This window comes from Microbacterium esteraromaticum, assembly GCF_014084045.1.
Taxonomy (GTDB): Bacteria; Actinomycetota; Actinomycetes; order Actinomycetales; family Microbacteriaceae; genus Microbacterium; species Microbacterium esteraromaticum_D.
Window position 1 is genome coordinate 3,205,364 of record NZ_CP043732.1, and the last position, 17,132, is coordinate 3,222,495.

At 69.0% G+C, this 17,132-nt stretch carries 18 protein-coding genes and 2 tRNA genes; 2 read left to right on the plus strand and 18 right to left on the minus strand.

Features of this window, described 5'->3' with window-relative positions; all coding sequences use genetic code 11:
• Positions 1–35: 35 nt before the first annotated feature.
• Genes FVO59_RS15440 through FVO59_RS15460 form a run of 5 tightly spaced genes read right to left on the minus strand, consistent with a single transcriptional unit; the run spans position 36 to position 5,152 of the window.
• The gene (locus FVO59_RS15440; protein ID WP_182253419.1) at positions 36–1,664 is read right to left on the minus strand and encodes an ABC transporter permease; all 1,629 of its coding nucleotides are present in this window, start codon (positions 1,662–1,664) and stop codon (positions 36–38) included.
• Entirely contained in the window at positions 1,661–2,503 is an 843-nt protein-coding gene (locus FVO59_RS15445; protein WP_430736312.1) for an ABC transporter ATP-binding protein, read from the minus strand. Before FVO59_RS15445 ends, FVO59_RS15440 begins: the two co-directional genes overlap by 4 nt.
• Positions 2,500–3,543: an ABC transporter substrate-binding protein gene (locus FVO59_RS15450; protein WP_182253420.1), complete on the minus strand. Its 1,044-nt coding sequence runs from the start codon at positions 3,541–3,543 to the stop codon at positions 2,500–2,502. The genes FVO59_RS15445 and FVO59_RS15450 overlap by 4 nt, the downstream gene beginning before the upstream one ends.
• Positions 3,544–3,581: 38 nt before the next feature.
• Positions 3,582–4,160 (minus strand): TIGR00725 family protein, encoded by a 579-nt coding sequence (locus FVO59_RS15455; protein WP_182253421.1) that lies wholly within the window; start codon positions 4,158–4,160, stop codon positions 3,582–3,584.
• On the minus strand, positions 4,157–5,152 hold the full coding sequence (locus tag FVO59_RS15460; RefSeq protein WP_182253422.1) for a carbohydrate kinase family protein: 996 nt from the start codon (positions 5,150–5,152) through the stop codon (positions 4,157–4,159). The genes FVO59_RS15455 and FVO59_RS15460 overlap by 4 nt, the downstream gene beginning before the upstream one ends.
• Before the next feature lie 95 nt (positions 5,153–5,247).
• On the opposite strand from FVO59_RS15460, the gene FVO59_RS15465 reads away from it, so the two are divergent.
• The gene (locus FVO59_RS15465) at positions 5,248–5,967 is read left to right on the plus strand and encodes a GntR family transcriptional regulator (RefSeq protein WP_182253423.1); all 720 of its coding nucleotides are present in this window, start codon (positions 5,248–5,250) and stop codon (positions 5,965–5,967) included.
• Positions 5,968–6,031: 64 nt separating this feature from the next.
• Here the strand turns inward: FVO59_RS15465 and FVO59_RS15470 are convergent, their stop codons facing one another.
• The 9 genes from FVO59_RS15470 to FVO59_RS15510 all read right to left on the minus strand — a co-directional run bounded on the left by FVO59_RS15470 (position 6,032) and on the right by FVO59_RS15510 (position 14,110).
• Positions 6,032–6,883, minus strand: coding sequence for an aldehyde dehydrogenase family protein (locus FVO59_RS15470; protein WP_182253424.1), 852 nt, complete (start codon positions 6,881–6,883; stop codon positions 6,032–6,034).
• The gene (locus FVO59_RS15475) at positions 6,880–8,322 is read right to left on the minus strand and encodes an aldehyde dehydrogenase family protein (RefSeq protein ID WP_182253425.1); all 1,443 of its coding nucleotides are present in this window, start codon (positions 8,320–8,322) and stop codon (positions 6,880–6,882) included. Before FVO59_RS15475 ends, FVO59_RS15470 begins: the two co-directional genes overlap by 4 nt.
• Positions 8,323–8,331: 9 nt before the next feature.
• Positions 8,332–9,333, minus strand: a complete 1,002-nt coding sequence (gene deoC / locus FVO59_RS15480) for a deoxyribose-phosphate aldolase (protein WP_182253426.1) — start codon at positions 9,331–9,333, stop codon at positions 8,332–8,334.
• The gene (locus FVO59_RS15485; protein ID WP_182253427.1) at positions 9,330–10,265 is read right to left on the minus strand and encodes a sugar-binding transcriptional regulator; all 936 of its coding nucleotides are present in this window, start codon (positions 10,263–10,265) and stop codon (positions 9,330–9,332) included. Before FVO59_RS15485 ends, deoC begins: the two co-directional genes overlap by 4 nt.
• Before the next feature lie 258 nt (positions 10,266–10,523).
• Positions 10,524–11,165 carry an ATP-dependent Clp protease proteolytic subunit gene (locus tag FVO59_RS15490; RefSeq protein WP_182253428.1) on the minus strand — a complete coding sequence of 214 codons (642 nt, stop codon included), beginning with the start codon at positions 11,163–11,165 and terminating at the stop codon, positions 10,524–10,526.
• A gap of 16 nt (positions 11,166–11,181) precedes the next feature.
• Positions 11,182–11,820, minus strand: a complete 639-nt coding sequence (locus FVO59_RS15495; protein ID WP_259363301.1) for an ATP-dependent Clp protease proteolytic subunit — start codon at positions 11,818–11,820, stop codon at positions 11,182–11,184.
• A gap of 53 nt (positions 11,821–11,873) precedes the next feature.
• On the minus strand, positions 11,874–12,377 hold the full coding sequence (locus FVO59_RS15500; RefSeq protein ID WP_182253430.1) for a tetratricopeptide repeat protein: 504 nt from the start codon (positions 12,375–12,377) through the stop codon (positions 11,874–11,876).
• A 66-nt stretch (positions 12,378–12,443) separates the two neighbouring features.
• Positions 12,444–13,973 carry a trigger factor gene (gene tig, locus FVO59_RS15505; RefSeq protein WP_182253431.1) on the minus strand — a complete coding sequence of 510 codons (1,530 nt, stop codon included), beginning with the start codon at positions 13,971–13,973 and terminating at the stop codon, positions 12,444–12,446.
• 60 nt (positions 13,974–14,033) lie between these two features.
• Positions 14,034–14,110, minus strand: a tRNA-Pro gene (locus tag FVO59_RS15510).
• A gap of 128 nt (positions 14,111–14,238) precedes the next feature.
• Here FVO59_RS15510 and FVO59_RS15515 point away from each other — a divergent pair.
• Positions 14,239–14,309, plus strand: a tRNA-Gly gene (locus tag FVO59_RS15515).
• Between the two features lie 121 nt (positions 14,310–14,430).
• On the opposite strand, the gene FVO59_RS15520 is transcribed toward FVO59_RS15515, so the two are convergent.
• The 4 genes from FVO59_RS15520 to FVO59_RS15535 form a co-directional block, all read right to left on the minus strand.
• The gene (locus tag FVO59_RS15520; protein ID WP_182253432.1) at positions 14,431–14,787 is read right to left on the minus strand and encodes an RNA polymerase-binding protein RbpA; all 357 of its coding nucleotides are present in this window, start codon (positions 14,785–14,787) and stop codon (positions 14,431–14,433) included.
• A complete protein-coding gene (secG, locus tag FVO59_RS15525; protein WP_182253433.1) occupies positions 14,787–15,035 on the minus strand; it encodes a preprotein translocase subunit SecG in 249 nt (82 codons plus the stop codon). Before secG ends, FVO59_RS15520 begins: the two co-directional genes overlap by 1 nt.
• Positions 15,036–15,113: 78 nt before the next feature.
• Positions 15,114–15,926 (minus strand): triose-phosphate isomerase, encoded by an 813-nt coding sequence (gene tpiA, locus FVO59_RS15530; RefSeq protein WP_182253434.1) that lies wholly within the window; start codon positions 15,924–15,926, stop codon positions 15,114–15,116.
• Positions 15,917–17,131 (minus strand): phosphoglycerate kinase, encoded by a 1,215-nt coding sequence (locus tag FVO59_RS15535; protein WP_182253435.1) that lies wholly within the window; start codon positions 17,129–17,131, stop codon positions 15,917–15,919. The genes tpiA and FVO59_RS15535 overlap by 10 nt, the downstream gene beginning before the upstream one ends.
• Position 17,132: the final 1 nt, after the last annotated feature.

Genomic DNA, 17,132 nt, shown 5'->3' on the forward strand with positions numbered 1-17,132 from the left:
GTCGTCGGAATCGGGCCCGTGGATCATGACCCGCGTCAGCCGCCCCACCGGCGGCGGACGAGCTGCTCGGCCATCGAGGCGAGGCCGTACAGCGCGAGGGACGACACCGTGATCGCGACCACGCAGGCCCACACGCTGGTGTTGTCGGAGCGGCCGATCGCCGAGACGATCGCGTAGCCCAGCCCGTTGCCGGTGGCCAGCCACTCTGCGAGCAGAGCGCCGCCGATGGCGCCGGGGATCGCGATCCTGATCGACGAGAACAGCGCCGGAAGAGCGGCGGGCACCCGCGCCAGGCGCATGACCGTCGTGCCCCGACCGCCGTACACGCTGATGAGGTCTGTCAGCTGGGGCGGGGTGCTGCGCAGGCCCATCGTCAGGTTCACCAGTGCCGGGAAGAAGACGACGAGGCCTCCGATCACGGAGAGCGTCATGATGTCGCGGCCGAAGATGAGGATGACGATCGGCGCCAGGGCCACGAGCGGCACCGAACGCATCATCATCGCGAGGGGCATGATCGCGAACTCGAGCGGCGGGACCAGCACGAACAGCACGGCCACGATCGCGGCGACCCCGAGACCCGCGCCGAAGCCGATCGCCGCGTGTCCGAGTGTGACCGCGGTGTCTGCGCCGATCTGCGCCCGGTTTACGGCGGCCTCCTCTGCTGTGAAGAAGTGCGCGATCACCTCCAGAGGCCCCTTGCCGACGAATGGAGAGACCCCGAATACCCGGAGCGCGAGATCCCACAGCACGACGAGCAGCGCGACCGTCGCGATGCTCGACGCGATCGCGCGCCATCCCCCTGCTCCGCGGAGCGCGTCGTCGGCGCCGAATCCCGCCGTGGTGCTCTCTGCCACGAGGCCGACGGCGCGTGCGAGCCTCTCGAGCAGCCCGATCACGGCGAAGGAGACACCCGCGATCGCCGCCGCGACGATCGCGACGCCCCAGGTCCGCTCGACGTCCATGTTCTGCTGGGCGTTCACCATGGCGGGTCCCAGTCCCCGGTCGACCCCGCCGACGTACTCACCCAGGATCGCGCCCAGGAGGGCACCGGGTGCCGCGATCTTCAGAGCGCTGAAGATCGAGGGCAGCGCGGAGAACACCTGGACCTTGCGCAGTCGGGTCGCGGCTCCGCCGCCGTACGCGGTGACCAGATCGAGCGCGCGCCGATCCGCGGATCGGAAACCGAGCAGCGCATTGATGACCGTGGTGAAGAACACGGCGAACGCCGCGAGCACCACGGCGGTGCCGGAGGGGCCCCCGCCGCGCGGTGCGCCGACGAGCAGGTAGACGATCGGGCCGATCGCGACGATGGGCACGCAGTAGCTGATGACCGCGATCTGCACCACGAACCGCTCCGAGATCGGGAGCACGAGTGCCGTCGCCGCCGCGACCAGGCCGAGACCGACCCCTATCGCGTAGCCCTGCACGGCCTCGAGCATCGTGACGGTCGTGTTCGGCACGTAGAAGGCGAACCCGTCCTGCACCAGCTGCGCCACGACCGCCGGCGGCGTCGGGATCGTCCCCGCCGCTGCGAGCGGACCCGCGGCGAGCATCCACCAGACTGCGACGATGCCGAGGGTGCCGAACACTCCGACCAGACGGGGGTCGAGGCGGCGACGACGTGCGCTCGGGGCTCCGGTGGCGATCGCGACGGTCGCGCTCATCGAGCGCTCCCGTCGGAGGGCAGCCCGTTGCGCTCCTCGAAGAGCAGCTCGGTGGCCTCGTCGACCAGGGCGTGGAACTCGGGCGATCGCATCAGCTCAGGGGTACGCGGGCGAGGCAGGTCGATCTCGAGGATCCTCTTGACCCGGCCGGGACGCGCGCTCATCACGGCCACACGGTCGGCGAGGAAGATCGCCTCCGTGATGCCGTGCGTGACCAGCAGGGTGGATGCCGGCTTGGCTGCGAGGATGCGCTGCAGTTCCAGGTTCATCCTCTGCCGCGTCATGTCATCGAGCGCACCGAAGGGCTCGTCGAGCAGCAGCACCGAGGGCTGGACGGCCAGTGCTCGCGCGATCGAGACGCGCTGACGCATTCCGCCGGACAGCTGCGCCGGCTTCGCGTTCTCGAAGCCCTTCAGGCCCACGAGGGCGATCAGCTCGTTGAGCTCGTCGCGATCCACGTCGACGCCGGAGATCTCCAGCGGCAGGCGCACGTTGGCGTACACGCTGCGCCACGGCAGCAGAGCGGAGTCCTGGAAGGCGATGCCCATCTGGTGCGCGGCGCGGATCCGCGCGGGGTCCTCTCCGTGCACGAGGGCGGAGCCGGATGTCGGCTCGTCGAGTCCGGCGAGGATCCGCAGGATCGTCGACTTGCCGCACCCCGAAGGCCCCAGCAGTGCGAGCAGCTCGCCGCGTCGCGTCGACAGCGAGACGTCCGACAGTGCGACCACCTCCTTGGCACCGCGGCCGAACCGCTTGGTGAGGCCGGTGAGTGTGAAGCCCTCGCCCTGCTGCTGCGTGCTCGCGGTCACATCGCGGATGACGTCGGCGGCGGCGCTCACTTGGTCACCTTCAGAAGCTCGGGGTTCTCCTCGTAGATCTCCTCGAGAAGGGACATGTCGAACAGGTCCTCGGCGTCGATGTCGACGCCCGCGTAGCCGATCGCCTGGATGTTCGCGTCGATCTGCTCAGGGGTGAGCAGGAAGAGTCCGCTCTCGCGGATCGACTCCGGATACACGTAGTCGTTCTGCATCTCGGCCTGCGCCGCCTCCTTCTCGGGGTTCAGACCGAGGTCGGAGCCGTACTCGGTCAGCGTGAGCTCGACGCCGGCCTGCGGGTCGGCGATGGCGTCCGTCCACCCCTGGATCTCCGCCATCAGGAACGCCTTGATGCGCTCGCGGTCCTTGGCGATCGCCTCGTCGGTGACGATGAAGCTGGTGCCCGCGAACGGCAGTCCGTTCTCGGCCAGCGGCAGCGAGACCACCTCGGCTCCCTGCTGCTCGAGGACGATGCGCTCGTTGGTGTCGAGGCCGAAGTATCCGTCGACCTCACCACCGGTGAGCAGGGCCGGGTTGCCCTCGGCCGGCACGAAGGTGATGCTCGCGGGGTCGATGTCGTTGGCGCGGGCGAGCGCCTCGACGATGATCTGCGCGGTGCCGGCGGTGACGCCGATGCGCGCGCCCTCCAGGTCGGCCGGAGTGCGGATGGCGTCCGGTCCTTCGATGGAGAGGATCGTGAAGGCGTTGCGCTGGTAGACCGATCCGACGATCTTGACGGGCATCTTCTCCTTGGAGATGACGTTCGCCGCAGTCAGCGCGGTCGAGAAGCCCACGTCGGCCTTGCCGGAGGCCACCGAGGCCTCGACGGCCGTGGGGCCGGCGATCAGGTCGACGCCGGTGAATCCCTCGTCCAGGTAGTGGCCTTCCGAGTCGGCCAGGTACTCCCCGATGTTCTGGGAGTTCTTCACGAACGAGAGCTGCAGCGCCAGGTCGCCGTACGACCCCTCGCCATCGCCCGCCGGTGCGGAGCAGCCGGCGAGGCCGAGGGCGAGGATCGTCGCGGATGCCGTGGCGAGCAGGGCACGGGAGCGGATGGACATCATTGTTCTCCTTGCGGGGGTTCGGGTTGTGTGGAGGAGGTTCAGTTGCCGGCGTGGCCGAGGTGGGCGACGAGCCCGCCCTCGCGGCGAGGACGCGAGACGGCCGCGAGCGCCTGCGCGACGGCGTCGGCGGGATCGGTGGCGAACTCGATCTCGGAGGTGCGCCGCTCGTCGAGCCAGCGCTGCTCGATGAGCGACAGCTCGATGCGGTCGGACCACCCGCCCGTGCCGCGAAGAACGATGACCGGTGTGCCGACGTCGTAGGCGATGGTGAGCTCGTTCAGGGTGCCGACGCCCCCGCCGACCATGATCAGGGCATCGCAGCAGCGGGCGGTGAGCACATTGCGCATGGTGCCCATGCCGGTGGGAAGGGCGACGTCGAGGTGGGGGTTCGCGTGACTGTAGTCGGCCTGGGGCAGGAAGCCGATGACGAAGCCGCCCGCGCTCTGCGCCCCCTCGGCGGATGCCTCCATCACGCCGCCCGTGCCGCCGTTCACGAGTACGGCGCCGGCCTCGGCGATACCGCGACCCACGTCGCGAGCTGCCTGCAGCAGCTCGGCGGGCAGCTCGACACCGGGGCGGGCGGCATTGCCGATCACGCCGATCGTGGTCTTCCTCATAGCGGGGTCACTCCTTCTCGGATGCGGGCGCAATCGGCCAGCCATCGCTCTTCATCGGGTCTGGTCAGGGCAAGAGGGCTGGCGACATGGAGAGCACGGCTCGCCGCCACGGTGGCTTCGACGGCGGCCTCGACCAGCGCGGCGCCCGTGGTGCGCACGTGTGCGAAGACTCCGCAGAACACGTCGCCCGCGCCGGTCGCATCGAGGTGCTCGCCCACGGGGAGAGCAGGGATCGACCAGGCCTCTCCGGTGTGCGCGTCGGAGACGATCGCACCGTGCTCGCTGCGCTTGAGCACGACCACGGGCGCGCCGTAGTCGTGGAAGCGGCTGATCAGGTCGCGATGAGGGATTCCGGGTGCGAACACATCGGTGTCGGAGCTGCTCGGAAGGAACACGTCCAGGTCGCGCAGGTGGGTGCGCAGCACCGCGTCGCCGTCCCGACGCAGCTCGAACCGCGCAGGGCAGTCGGCCTGGATGCTGGACGCACCGCCTCCGCGCAGCGCGGCGACGAGCTCGCCGAAGCGCGCCCCCGGCAGCAGCCCGAGGTGCCAGGCTCCGCCCCGGCCCGCAGCGGTGCGCACCGTGCCGGCGTCGGGAAGCGACGCGAGCGTGAGAGATGTGTCACGGGTCGTGTCGGCGAACTCGGGCTGCACGGCATGAGGCAGCACCGCGACGGCACCGGCGGGCGCCGGCTGCGAGCGCGAGCCGTCGGTGAGGTATTCGAAGGTGACGCGCGCGTTACGCTGCTGCGTCCTGCGCTGGACCGCGGTGACGTCCACCCCGTGAGCGCTGATGTCGGCGAGCGCATCGGCCGGATAGTCATCGCCCACCACGGCGTGGGCGACAGGGCAGCCGTGAGCCAGCGCGGCGACGCCTGCAGCCGCCCACAGCGCGTTGCCACCGAGCTGTCCGGTGACCCACGATCCGTCGGCGCGGATGATCGCGTCGATCGTGAATCCGCCGACGATGTGCACGGGGCTCGCTGCCTGCACTGGCCGCTCCTTTATACAAAGTGACTACAATGTCTAATGCTCGACAACATACTACACATTGAGACCGAGAGTGAAGCACTGACAGAATGACGTTCATGCAGCTGCCCCCGGTGCGAGATCGCCGCCCGCTCGCCGTGCAGGTCTACGACCGCCTCTTCGATGCGCTCTCGCGCAGCGACGACAGAACGGGGGCCCTTCCCACCGAAGAGGAGCTCACCCGACAGCTCGGCGTCAGCCGCACCACCGTCCGCCAGGCCCTCGCGCTCCTCGAGGAGGACGGGGTCATCGAACGCGGACCGGGCAGGCGGCGACACGTCGCGGGCACCGCACCCGCCACCGACGGCACGGTGCTGCCGCTCGAGGAGACCGTGCGCACCGCGAAGAAGGTCGTCGTGCGCCGTATCGCGAGAACGGTGTCGCCCGCGACCGAATGGAACTCCCGGCTGCTCGACATCTCGCGCGGCGACGAGATCTGCACGTGGGAGAGCGAGATCGTCGTCGGCGGCAAGGTTCTGGCCAGCGCTCTCGAGTTCATCCAGGCCGGTCACGAACCGGCGCCTCAACTCGAAGAGGCGACGATGTACGCGCAGCTCGGGTCGCAGTACCGCACGAAGGCGACGCTCGCATCACTGCGGCTGTCGCCGTACATCACCGACACCAGACGCTTCGGACGCGGGCACTCCGGCAACCTCCTCACCGTGACCTACACGACCCGTGCACCCTCGAAGCCGCTCTATCTGGCCAAGCACGTCATCGACATCTCCGCCATCTCGATCGAGCTGCTGGCCGGCGCCGCGTCGAGCGTCGAGGACTGACGGTCCGGGCACGACGACACGAGGGCCCGGCGCATCCGCCGGGCCCTCGTCTCTCGTCAGCTGCTCACACCATCGACTTGGTGTGCCACACCGTCTTCGTCTCGGTGAACGCCGTGATCCGGTCGAGGCTCGGCTCTACCGTGCCTGGTCGGAGGACGCGCTTGAGCGTGTCGGCCGCGGCGATCTCGAGGTCCACCCAGTCGAGGGCGCCCGCGCCCGCGAGGTCGAGCGCGTTCACGTCGGCGTGAGATGCCAGCCACGGAGCGATCTCGGCCGGTGAGCCGGTGAGCACGTTCACCACTCCCCCTGGCACATCACTGGTCGCGAGCACCTCGGCCAGGCTGATCGCCGACAGCGGGAATCGCTCGCTCGCCACGACGACCACCGTGTTGCCGGTGACCAGAGCCGGCGCGATCGCCGAGACCAGACCGAGCAGCGCCGAGTCCTGCGGTGCGACCGTCGCCACGATGCCGGTGGGCTCGGGCACGGAGATGTTGAAGTACGGGCCCGACACGGGGTTCGCGTTCCCGCCGACCTGCGCGTACTTGTCGCACCAGCCCGCGTACCAGACCCACAGGTCGATGGCTGCATCGACCTGTGCTCCCGCGGCGGCGGCGGAGCCGCCCTCCTGGTCGACGATCTCGTCGACGAACTGCGCACGGCGGCCCTCGAGGATCTCCGCCACCCGGTACAGCACCTGACCGCGGTTGTAGGCGGTGGCTCCCGACCAGCCCTTCACGGCCGCACGCGCCGCGACGACGGCGTCCCTCGCGTCCTTGCGCGATGCCTTCGCGGCGTTCGCCAGGAAGGCGCCCTTCGGCGAGACGACCTCATAGGTGCGCCCCGACTCGCTTCGCGGGAACGCGCCGCCGATGGCCAGCTTGTAGGTCTTCGGAACGGTGAGACGCTTGCTCATGCCGAGGCTCCCTTCAGGTACGCGGTCAGCCCGTGGCGGCCGCCCTCACGGCCGTAGCCGGACTCCTTGTATCCGCCGAACGGGCTCGACGGGTCGAAACGGTTGAAGGTGTTCGCCCACACCACACCGGCGCGCAGCCGGTCGGCGACCGCGAGGATCCGCGAGCCCTTGTCGCTCCAGATCCCGGCGGAGAGCCCGTAGGGCGTGTTGTTCGCCTTCGCGATGGCCTCGGCGGGCGTGCGGAAGGTCAGCACCGACAGCACGGGGCCGAACACCTCGTCGCGGGCGATGCGATGCGATGCCTCCACGCCGGTGAAGATCGTCGGCGCAAACCAGAAGCCCTTCTCGGGGATGGCGCAGTCCGCGGTCCAGCGCTCTGCGCCCTCGGCCTCGCCGATCTCGCTCAGCTCGCGGATGCGCGCCAGCTGAGCTGCGGAGTTGATCGCGCCGATGTCGGTGTTCTTGTCGAGCGGATCGCCCAGCCGCAGCGTCGACAGGCGGTGCTTGAGCCGGTCGACGACCTCGTCGTGGATTGACTCCTGGACGAGCAGCCGGCTGCCGGCGCAGCACACGTGGCCCTGATTGAAGAAGATGCCGTTCACGATGCCCTCGACCGCCTGATCGATCGGCGCGTCGTCGAAGACGATGTTCGCCGCCTTGCCGCCGAGCTCGAGGGTCACCTTCTTGTTCGTGCCCGCGATCGCCTTGGCGATGTCGCGACCGACGCCGGTGGAGCCGGTGAACGCCACCTTGTCGACGTCCGGATGACGGACCAGGGTCGCACCCGTGGCGCCGGCGCCGGTCACGATGTTCACCACACCCGCCGGCAGGTCGGCCTGCTGCAGGATCTCGGCGAAGATCAGCGCGGTGAGCGGGGTCGTCTCGGCGGGCTTGAGCACCACGGTGTTTCCCGCGGCGAGAGCCGGGGCGACCTTCCACGCCAGCATGAGCAGCGGGAAGTTCCACGGGATCACCTGTGCGGCGACTCCGAGCGCCTTGGGGTCGGCACCGAGGCCGGCGTAGTCGAGCTTGTCGGCCCATCCTGCGTAGTAGAAGAACCACGACGCGACGAGCGGCACGTCCACATCGCGGCTCTCCTTGATGGGCTTGCCGTTGTCGAGGCTCTCGGCGACGGCGAGCTCGCGGGCGCGCTCCTGCACGAGTCGCGCGATGCGGAACAGGTACTTGCCGCGGTCACGACCGCTCATCTTCGACCACACCTTGTCGTGAGCCCGCCGAGCAGCGGCGACGGCACGGTCGACGTCCTCGTCGGACGCCGAGGCGATCTCGGCGATCCGGCTCTCGTCGGCGGGCGAGATGGTGTGGAAGCTCGTGCCGGAGCCGTCGACGAACTCGCCGTCGATGAACAGGCCGTAGCTGTCGTTGAGGCGCAGGATCGCCTTGGACTCCGGCGCGGGAGCGTATTCCAGGAATGACATGCGGGGCTCCTAGTCGATGGTCACGTAGTCGGGGCCGGAGTAGTGTCCGGAGGTGAGCTTCTGGCGCTGCAGCAGCACGTCGTTGAGAAGGCTGGAGGCGCCGAAGCGGAACAGGTGGGGCTGCAGCCACTCCTCGCCCGCGGTCTCGGCGACAGTGACGAGGTACTTGATCGCATCCTTTGACGAGCGGATGCCGCCTGCCGGCTTCACGCCGATCTTCTCGCCGGTCGCACGGTGCCAGTCGCGCACGGTCTCGAGCATGAGCAGCGTGGTCGGAAGCGTGGCCGCCGGCTGCACCTTGCCCGTGGACGTCTTGATGAAGTCGCCTCCTGCGAGGATCGACAGCCACGATGCGCGCTTGATGTTGTCGTAGGTGTTGAGCTCACCGGTCTCCATGATGACCTTGAGCGAGGCGTAGCTGCCGTCCTCACGGCGACACGCCTCCTTCACCTGGGCGATCTGGTCGAACACGAAGCCGTAGCGTCCTTCGAGGAAGGCCCCCCGGTCGATGACCATGTCGATCTCATCTGCTCCCGCGGCGACGGCATCCGCCGTGTCGGCCAGCTTGATCTCGAGCGACGAGCGTCCTGACGGGAAGGCCGTCGCGACGGCGGCGACCGAGATCCGGCCGTCGTCGGGGTCGCCGTGCAGATCGCCGAGTGCCTCGACGGCGTGGCCGACCATGTCGCCGTACACGCAGACCGCGGCCACGAGCGGGGTGCCGGAGTCGGCGGCATCCGGGTTCTTCGCCTTCGCGACCAGCGAGCGCACCTTGCCCGCTGTGTCGGCCCCCTCGAGGGTCGTCAGGTCGATCAGCGAGATGATCCTGTCGAGCGCCCATGCCTTCGACGTGGTCTTGATCGAGCGCGTGCCGAGCCCGGCCGCGCGCTGCTCCAGGCCGACGGCGTCGACGCCGGGCAGCCCGTGCAGGAAGCGTCGCAGGGTCTGGTCATCGGGCTCACCGCCCAGGACGTCGACCGCACTGCGGCGGGCCAGTTCTGTTGTCGTCACTTCTCCTCCAAGAGTTCACGGGCGGTGGATTCGTCGGTCACCAGGATGCTGCACAGCCCGTTGCTCACGACTGTGCGAGCGATGTCGTGCTTGGCAGCACCGGCTGTGACGAAGATGGATCGGGGCGCGGCGCGCAGCTGATCGAGTCCGACGCCGACGGTGCGGGCGTCGAGGCGGGGGTCGACGATGTTGCCGTCGGCATCGATGTAGCGGCCGAGCAGGTCTCCGACGGCGCCGCGGCGCACCAGCTCCGCGATGTCGTCACTGGTGAGATAGCCGTTCTCGACGTGCGCGGATCCGGCATCGGCGGGCCCGGCGGTGAACAGGAACGTGTTCGCCCCCGCAGCCTGCTCGAGGATCGCGGCGACAGTGCGATCGGACTCGATCGCACGTTTGGTCTCGACCCGCTCGAGGATCGCGGGGCTCGGCAGCAGCACCGCCTGGCCTCCACCGCGCTGCGCGATCGTGGCGGCGACGGACGCCGCACCACCGGCCCGCCGGTTGAGGCTCACGCCTCCGTTCGCCTGAACGACGGTGACGCCACGTGTCCAGCCCTCCGGCAGGGCATCGGCGATAGCTGTGAGGGTGCGACCCCAGCTCACGGCGAGGGTGCGCGGCACGGGGCGAAGGGCGGTGAGCATGTCGGCCGCGGCTCGCGCGACGCGCTCGAGCACGGCATCCTGCTCGTCGGGGGCGGGGACGACGACGGCGTCGCGCAGCCCGAACCGCTCGACGATGGCCCTCTCGAGGCCCAGTCGGCGCGCTCGCGGGTGCACGATCTCTATCCGCACGATGCCGAGCTCCCTGGCCTGCACGAGCAGCCGTCCGACCTTCCAGCGCGAGATGCCGAGGAGGGCGCCGATCTCGTCCTGCGTCTTGTTCTCGTCGTACGAGAGCTCGGCGACACGCACCATGAGCAGTTCGTCGTCCACGGCATCCTCCTTCCGCGTCCAGCTTAGGAGCCCTCCGACGTGCGCGCACTGTTCTGCTCAGATGAGCAGCACGTGGGCATCCGCCCGCGCATCCGTTGGCGATCCGCGTTCATCGCCGCGTGCGCTTCACGCGGCGATGTGCGCCTCGCGCCGACGGAACGGAGCCACCCCTCCGCGGCAGGCGCACGTCTCCGCGGCAGGCGCACATGCGAAGAGCGGCCCGGACGGATGTCCGGACCGCTCTTCGGAAGAGGATTCTCAGCCTCGCTTGCGCGAGGTGAGCACCTGGTCGACGATGCCGTACTCGAGTGCCTCGTTCGCCGAGAGGATCTTGTCGCGGTCGATGTCGCGGTTGATCTGATCGACGGGCCTGCCGGTGTGGCGTGCCATGGTCTCTTCCAGCCAGGTGCGCATGCGAAGGATCTCGGCTGCCTGGATCTCGATGTCGGATGCCTGTCCGTGGCCGGCCTCGCCCATCGCCGGCTGGTGCATCAGCACACGGGCGTTCGGCAGCGCGAGGCGCTTGCCGGGGGCGCCGGCCGCGAGCAGGACGGATGCCGCGGATGCGGCCTGTCCGAGCACGACCGTCTGGATGTGCGGCGCGACGTACTGCATGGTGTCGTAGATCGCCGTCATCGCCGTGAACGAGCCGCCGGGCGAGTTGATGTACATGGTGATGTCGCGCTCGGCGTCCTGGCTCTCGAGAACGAGCAGCTGCGCCATGACGTCATCCGCCGAGGCGTCGTCGACCTGCACGCCGAGGAAGATCACGCGGTCTTCGAACAGCTTGTTGTACGGGTCCTGACGCTTGAAGCCGTAGGCCGTGCGCTCCTCGAACTGCGGGAGGATGTAGCGGCTCGAGGGCAGGTTGCCGGCGGCGCGGAACGTGGGTGTGTACATGCGTTGTCTTCCTGCCTTACTTGTCCGCGCCGGTGCCGCCGCCGCCGTGCACGTCACTGGCGTGCTCGCGGATGTGGTCGACGAATCCGTACTCGAGCGCCTCGTCGGCGGTGAACCAGCGGTCGCGGTCGCCGTCGGCGTTGATCTGCTCGACCGTCTTGCCGGTCTGGGCTGCCGTGATCTCGGCGAGGCGTCGCTTCATCGACAGGATCAGCTGAGCCTGGGTCTGGATGTCGCTCGCCGTGCCGCCGAATCCGCCGTGCGGCTGGTGCAGCAGCACGCGGGCATTCGGAGTGATGTAGCGCTTGCCCTTGGTGCCGCTGGTGAGCAGCAGCTGGCCCATCGACGCGGCCATGCCGATGCCGACCGTCACGATGTCGTTGGGCACGAACTGCATGGTGTCGTAGATGGCCATGCCTGCGGTGATCGAGCCACCGGGCGAGTTGATGTAGAGGTAGATGTCCTTCTCAGAGTCCTCGGCGGCGAGAAGGAGGATCTTCGCGCAGATCTCGTTCGCGTTCTCATCGCGCACCTCAGAGCCCAGCCAGATGATGCGGTCCTTGAGCAGCCTGTCGAAGACGCTCGTCGCCATCAGGGGTTCAGCCATGTCAGCTCCTGTTTCCGTGTTTCGGTGTTTCGAATCTACCGGCGACAACGCACGCGCCCGCCCGTGTTCGCCGTCGGCATATCAGCGTGGCGGTGCCCCGCTCAGACGCTCCTCGGGTTCAGCAGCTCGGCCGCATATCCCGTGACGGATCGCGTGTAGCGGCTCAGGTGCGGAGCGAGCGCGGTCAACGCGATGGATGCACCGCGCGTCGCGTCGCCGGATGAGACGAGCGCGAGCGCATAGAAGGCCGCGGCCTCGTCGGCCATCGCCGCCCCGCGGGTGCGCTCGTACTCGTCGGCCAGCAGCGCGAGAGACTCGTCGACCCTGCCCAGATTGCGGATCGTGCTGGCGAGCTGGATGATCGCCCGCGTGCGCCGCACGGGGTCGAGTCCGGCATCGAGCGCTGATCGGTACAGCGGCTCGGCCGCCTCCTCCTCCCCCGCGCTGTCACGCGCACCGGCGCGTTCGAACAGCGCGACCGGATGCCCTGCGTCGAGCTCCGCGGCGAGCTCGTCGATCCGGGCTATGCGCTCCCCGTCGTCCAGCGCATCGTCCTCCCACACCGCGTCGATGCGCGACTGCCACTCTTCGGGTACCTGATCCATGTCGTCCTCCTCGTACGACGAAGGGCGGATGCCGCAGCATCCGCCCTTCGTGCGATCACGCGGTGATCACTCGGCCTTGTCGGCCTCGTCCTTGGCCGCAGCCTTCTTGGCCGGAGCCTTCTTGGCCGGAGCCTTCACTTCGTCTCGCTCCGCTCGCTCAGTGCGGCGCTTCGCGGCGGGCTTCTCGGCCTCCGCCTCGTCGGCGGCGTCCTTCTCGGCGGGAGCCTTCTTCTTGGCCGGAGCCTTCTTGGCCGGAGCCTTCTTGGGCTTCTCCTCGGCGGCCGGGGCCTCCTCGGCCTCAGCGGCGTCCTCGTCCTCGGCGTCGCCGATGAACTCCGACAGGTCGACCTTGGCGCCGTTGCTGTCGACGATGTTCACCTTGCCGAGCGTGGCGGCGAGAGCCTTGTTGCGCGCGACCTCGCCGACGAGGGCGGGCAGCTGGCCCGCACCCTGCAGCGCCTCGACGAACTCCTGCGGAGCCATGCCGTACTGGGCGGCCGACTGGATCAGGTACTGGCTGAGCTCCTCCTGCGACACCTGCACGTTCGCGCTCTCGGCGATCGTGTCGAGCAGGACCTGCGTGCGGAACTGCTTCTCGCTGGCTTCGGCGACCTCGGCCCGGTGCTCGTCGTCCTCGAGGCGGTTCTCGTTCTCGAGGTGCGCGTGCACCTCGTCCTCGATGAGCTGAGCGGGGACGGGGATGTCGACCTGCTCGAGCAGCTTCTCGATCAGCTGGTCGCGAGCGGCGGCACCCTGGGTGAACACGCCCTGCTGAGCGACGCGCTCGGCGAGGCTCGCACGCAGCTCGGCGACGGTGTCGAACTCAGACGACATCTGCGCGAAGTCGTCGTCGGCCTCGGGCAGCTCGCGCTCCTTGACGGCCTTGAGCGCGACCGAGACCTCAGCCTGCTCGCCGGCGTGGTCGCCACCCACGAGGGCCGAGCGGAAGGTGGTCTCCTCGCCGGCGGTGAGGGAGTCGAGCGCTTCGTCGATGCCCTCGAGCAGCTCGCCCGAGCCGATCTCGTACGACACGCCGTCGGCGCGGTCGATCTCGGCACCGTCGATCGTCGCGACGAGGTCGAGCTCGACGAAGTCGCCCTTGGCGGCGGGACGGTCGACGGGGATCAGGGTGCCGAAGCGTGCGCGCAGGCTGTCGAGCTCTGCGTCGATCGCGGCCTCGTCCGCCTCGACTGCGTCGACGGTGAGGGTGATGTCCGAGAGCTCGGGGAGCTCGATCTCGGGACGCACGTCGACCTCGATGTCGACGAGCAGGTCACCCGAGAAGTCCTTCTCGTTCGGCCACTGCGTGATGTCGGCGGCCGGGCGTCCGACCATGCGGACGTTGTGCTCGGCGGCGGCCTCGCGGAAGAAGCCGTCGAGCGCCTCGTTCACCGCGTGCTCGATGACGGCGCCGCGGCCGACGCGCTGGTCGATGATCGGAGCGGGGACCTTGCCCTTGCGGAAGCCGGGGATCTGGACGTCCTGAGCGATGTGCTCGTAGGCGTGCGCGATGCTGGGCTTGAGGTCCTCAGGGGTGACCGTGATGGTGAGCTTGACCCGGGTCGGGGACAGCTTCTCGACGGTGCTGTTGGCCATGCTGGTGTGTTCTCCTTGTGGTTTCCGCGCGAACGGCGCGGTCGTGAAGTCTTGGGACCGTGGTCGGGGCGACAGGATTTGAACCTGCGACCTCCCGCTCCCAAAGCGGGCGCTCTACCAAGCTGAGCTACGCCCCGGCGTGAACCCGCACACACGGGAACGGCCCTCACGAGTCTAACGGACGGAACACGTCGCTCCGTCCGCTATGCTTTACGAGGTGCTTCGCTCTGCGGGGCATCGCAGAGGGCGCAAGCCCCGGAATTCCGGGGATGTAGCTTAATGGTAAAGCCTTAGTCTTCCAAACTAATGACGCGGGTTCGATTCCCGTCATCCCCTCCGATCAGAAGGCCCCCACCGCCAGGTGGGGGCCTTCTGCTGATTCGGGCGGTGATCTCGCCGGAGTGAATGCGCAGAACCCCCGGAGCCGATGACTCCGGGGGTTCTGATGATGCGGGGCTCAGCTGCCGCCGCGACGCTCGCGCAGCTGGGTGAGGGCGTCCTCCAGAAGCTGCTCGGCCTCTGCGTCGGTGCGGCGCTCCTTCACGTACGCGAGATGCGTCTTGTACGGCTCCGCCTTGGCGAGAGCCGGCGGGTTCTCGCGGTCGCGACCGGCCGGAAGACCGCTCTGCGGGTGGTCGATGATCTCGGGGATCTCCTCGTCGGGGAGCCCTGCCGCGAAGTAGCGGACGGTCTCGTTGCCCAGACCATCCCAGTACGACACGGCGATGCGGTCGGCGTGGTAGCCGTGGTCCTGCTCGCCCATCGGGCCCGAGCCGACACGCGTGCCGCGGATCGCGTTTCCTCCGGTCGCCATCAGATCACCTGGAACTTCGTGATGAGACCGAGCGCGACGATCGAGATGAACCAGACCAGCGCGAGCACGATCGTGAATCGGTTCAGGTTGCGCTCGGCGAGGCCCGAAGAGCCCACCGCAGCGGACATGCCGCCGCCGAACATGTCGGAGAGGCCGCCACCGCGGCCCTTGTGGAGAAGAATGAGGAGCGTCAGCAGCACACTGGTGATGCCAGTGAGCACCTGCAGAACGAACTCGAGAACCTGCACGGAAAAGCCTTTCGCCGGGGCCGATGGCCCACCTAGCGGTCAATTATAGGACGAGGCGCTCGCGCGCCCCGCCCCGACTCACACGCCGACGTGCTTCTGGAAGCGCACGATCGCCGCGAATTCGTCCACGACCAGGCTCGCACCTCCGACCAGAGCGCCGTCGACGTCGGGCTCGCGCATGAAGCTCGCGATGTTGCCCGACTTGACCGATCCGCCGTACAGCACGCGGGTGCGCGCGGCGGCGTCCTCGTCGAGGGTCTTCGCGAGAACCCCGCGCAGGGCTGCGCAGACATCCTGCGCCTGAGCAGGCGTCGCCGCCTGACCCGAGCCGATCGCCCACACGGGCTCATAGGCCACGACGATGTCCGCGGACGCGGGCACCCCGTCGAGAGCCTTCTCGAGCTGCCCCGCGGGCACTGCACTGGCGCCGAACCGCTCGAGGTCCTCCGCGGTCTCCCCCACACAGATCACGGGCACGAGCCCGTGCTTCAGCGCTGCCTTGACCTTCGCATTGACGACGGCGTCGTCCTCACGGTGGTACTCGCGACGCTCGGAGTGGCCGATGATGGCGTAGCCGACGTTCAGCTTCGACAGGAACGCACCGGAGACCTCGCCGGTGTACGCGCCGGAGTCGTGTGCCGACAGATCCTGAGCGCCCAGGGCGAACGGGATCTTGTCCGCGTCGATGAGCGTCTGCACGCTGCGGATGTCGGTGAAGGGCGGGAAGACCGCCACCTCGACCGAATCGCCCTCGTGCCCTGCGTCCTTCAGCGTCCAGTGCAGCTTCTGCACCGTGGCTACGGCCTGCAGGTGATCGAGGTTCATCTTCCAGTTGCCGGCGATGAGCGGGGTACGGCGGTTCTTCGCGCTGGTCACAGGGTTCACTCCCATCCGAGGACCGTCAGGCCCGGTAGCTTCTTGCCCTCGAGGAATTCGAGGCTTGCTCCTCCGCCCGTCGAGATGTGGCCGAACTGGTCGTCCGAGAATCCGAGCTGACGCACGGCGGCTGCGGAGTCGCCGCCGCCGACGACGCCGAGGCCGTCGACCTCGGTGAGCGCCTGTGCGACGGCCTTGGTGCCGGCGGCGAACGCCGCGAACTCGAACACGCCCATGGGCCCGTTCCAGAAGACCGTCGCCGAGGAGCGCACGGCGTCGGCGAACGCGGCGGCCGTGTCGGGGCCGATGTCCAGGCCGATACCGGATGCTCCGAACGAGCTCTGCTCGATGGCATCCGCCGCGACGACCTCGTGGTCGGCGTCAGCCGCGAACCCGGAGGCGACGACGACGTCCGTCGGCAGCACGAGCTCGACCCCGCGCTGCGTCGCCTCGGCGATGTAGCCGCGGACGGTGTCGAGCTGATCCTTCTCGAGAAGGCTGGATGCCACGGCGTGGCCCTCAGCCGCCAGGAAGGTGAAGAGCATGCCGCCGCCGATGAGCAGGCGGTCCACCCGCGGCAGCAGGTGCGAGATCACGCCGAGCTTGTCGCTGACCTTCGATCCGCCGAGCACCACGGTGTAGGGACGCTGCGGGTTCTCGGTCAGCCGGTCGAGCACGTCGAGCTCTGCGGCGATCAGCAGCCCTGCGGCGGAGGGCAGCAGCTCGGCAAGGTCGTACACGCTGGCCTGCTTGCGATGCACGACGCCGAACCCGTCCGACACCATCGCGTCGCCCAGCTCGGCGAGCTGCGCGGCGAAGTCGCGGCGGGCCGCGTCGTCCTTCGAGGTCTCTCCGGCGTTGAAGCGCAGGTTCTCGAGGACGGCGATCCCGCCGTCCTCGAGACCCGCGACGATGTCCCGTGCGGAGTCGCCGACGGTGTCCGCCGCGAAGGCGACGGGCGCGTCGAGCAGCTCCGACAGTCGCTGCGCGACCGGCTCGAGGCTGTACTGGGGGTCAGGGGCGCCGTCAGGGCGTCCCAGGTGCGAGCACACGACGACGCGTGCGCCGGCATCGGCGAGGGCCTTGAGCGTCGGCAGCGAGGCCCGCACGCGACCGTCGTCGGTGATGACGCCGTCGCGCAGCGGAACGTTCAGGTCGCAGCGGACGATGACCCGCTTGCCTGCCAGGGACCCCAGAGACTCGAGAGTGCGCAGCGCCATG

Excerpts from the sequence above, each read along its gene's own strand:
- FVO59_RS15465 (WP_182253423.1), top strand. The coding sequence starts at position 5,248 with ATGCAGCTGCCCCCGGTGCGAGATCGCCGCCCGCTCGCCGTGCAGGTC.
- FVO59_RS15455 (WP_182253421.1), bottom strand. The coding sequence starts at position 4,160 with ATGAGGAAGACCACGATCGGCGTGATCGGCAATGCCGCCCGCCCCGGT.
- FVO59_RS15440 (WP_182253419.1), bottom strand. The coding sequence starts at position 1,664 with ATGAGCGCGACCGTCGCGATCGCCACCGGAGCCCCGAGCGCACGTCGT.
- FVO59_RS15470 (WP_182253424.1), bottom strand. The coding sequence starts at position 6,883 with ATGAGCAAGCGTCTCACCGTTCCGAAGACCTACAAGCTGGCCATCGGC.
- tig (WP_182253431.1), bottom strand. The coding sequence starts at position 13,973 with ATGGCCAACAGCACCGTCGAGAAGCTGTCCCCGACCCGGGTCAAGCTC.
- FVO59_RS15490 (WP_182253428.1), bottom strand. The coding sequence starts at position 11,165 with ATGTACACACCCACGTTCCGCGCCGCCGGCAACCTGCCCTCGAGCCGC.
- FVO59_RS15450 (WP_182253420.1), bottom strand. The coding sequence starts at position 3,543 with ATGATGTCCATCCGCTCCCGTGCCCTGCTCGCCACGGCATCCGCGACG.
- tpiA (WP_182253434.1), bottom strand. The coding sequence starts at position 15,926 with ATGGGAGTGAACCCTGTGACCAGCGCGAAGAACCGCCGTACCCCGCTC.
- FVO59_RS15535 (WP_182253435.1), bottom strand. The coding sequence starts at position 17,131 with ATGGCGCTGCGCACTCTCGAGTCTCTGGGGTCCCTGGCAGGCAAGCGG.
- FVO59_RS15520 (WP_182253432.1), bottom strand. The coding sequence starts at position 14,787 with ATGGCGACCGGAGGAAACGCGATCCGCGGCACGCGTGTCGGCTCGGGC.
- FVO59_RS15500 (WP_182253430.1), bottom strand. The coding sequence starts at position 12,377 with ATGGATCAGGTACCCGAAGAGTGGCAGTCGCGCATCGACGCGGTGTGG.
- FVO59_RS15475 (WP_182253425.1), bottom strand. The coding sequence starts at position 8,322 with ATGTCATTCCTGGAATACGCTCCCGCGCCGGAGTCCAAGGCGATCCTG.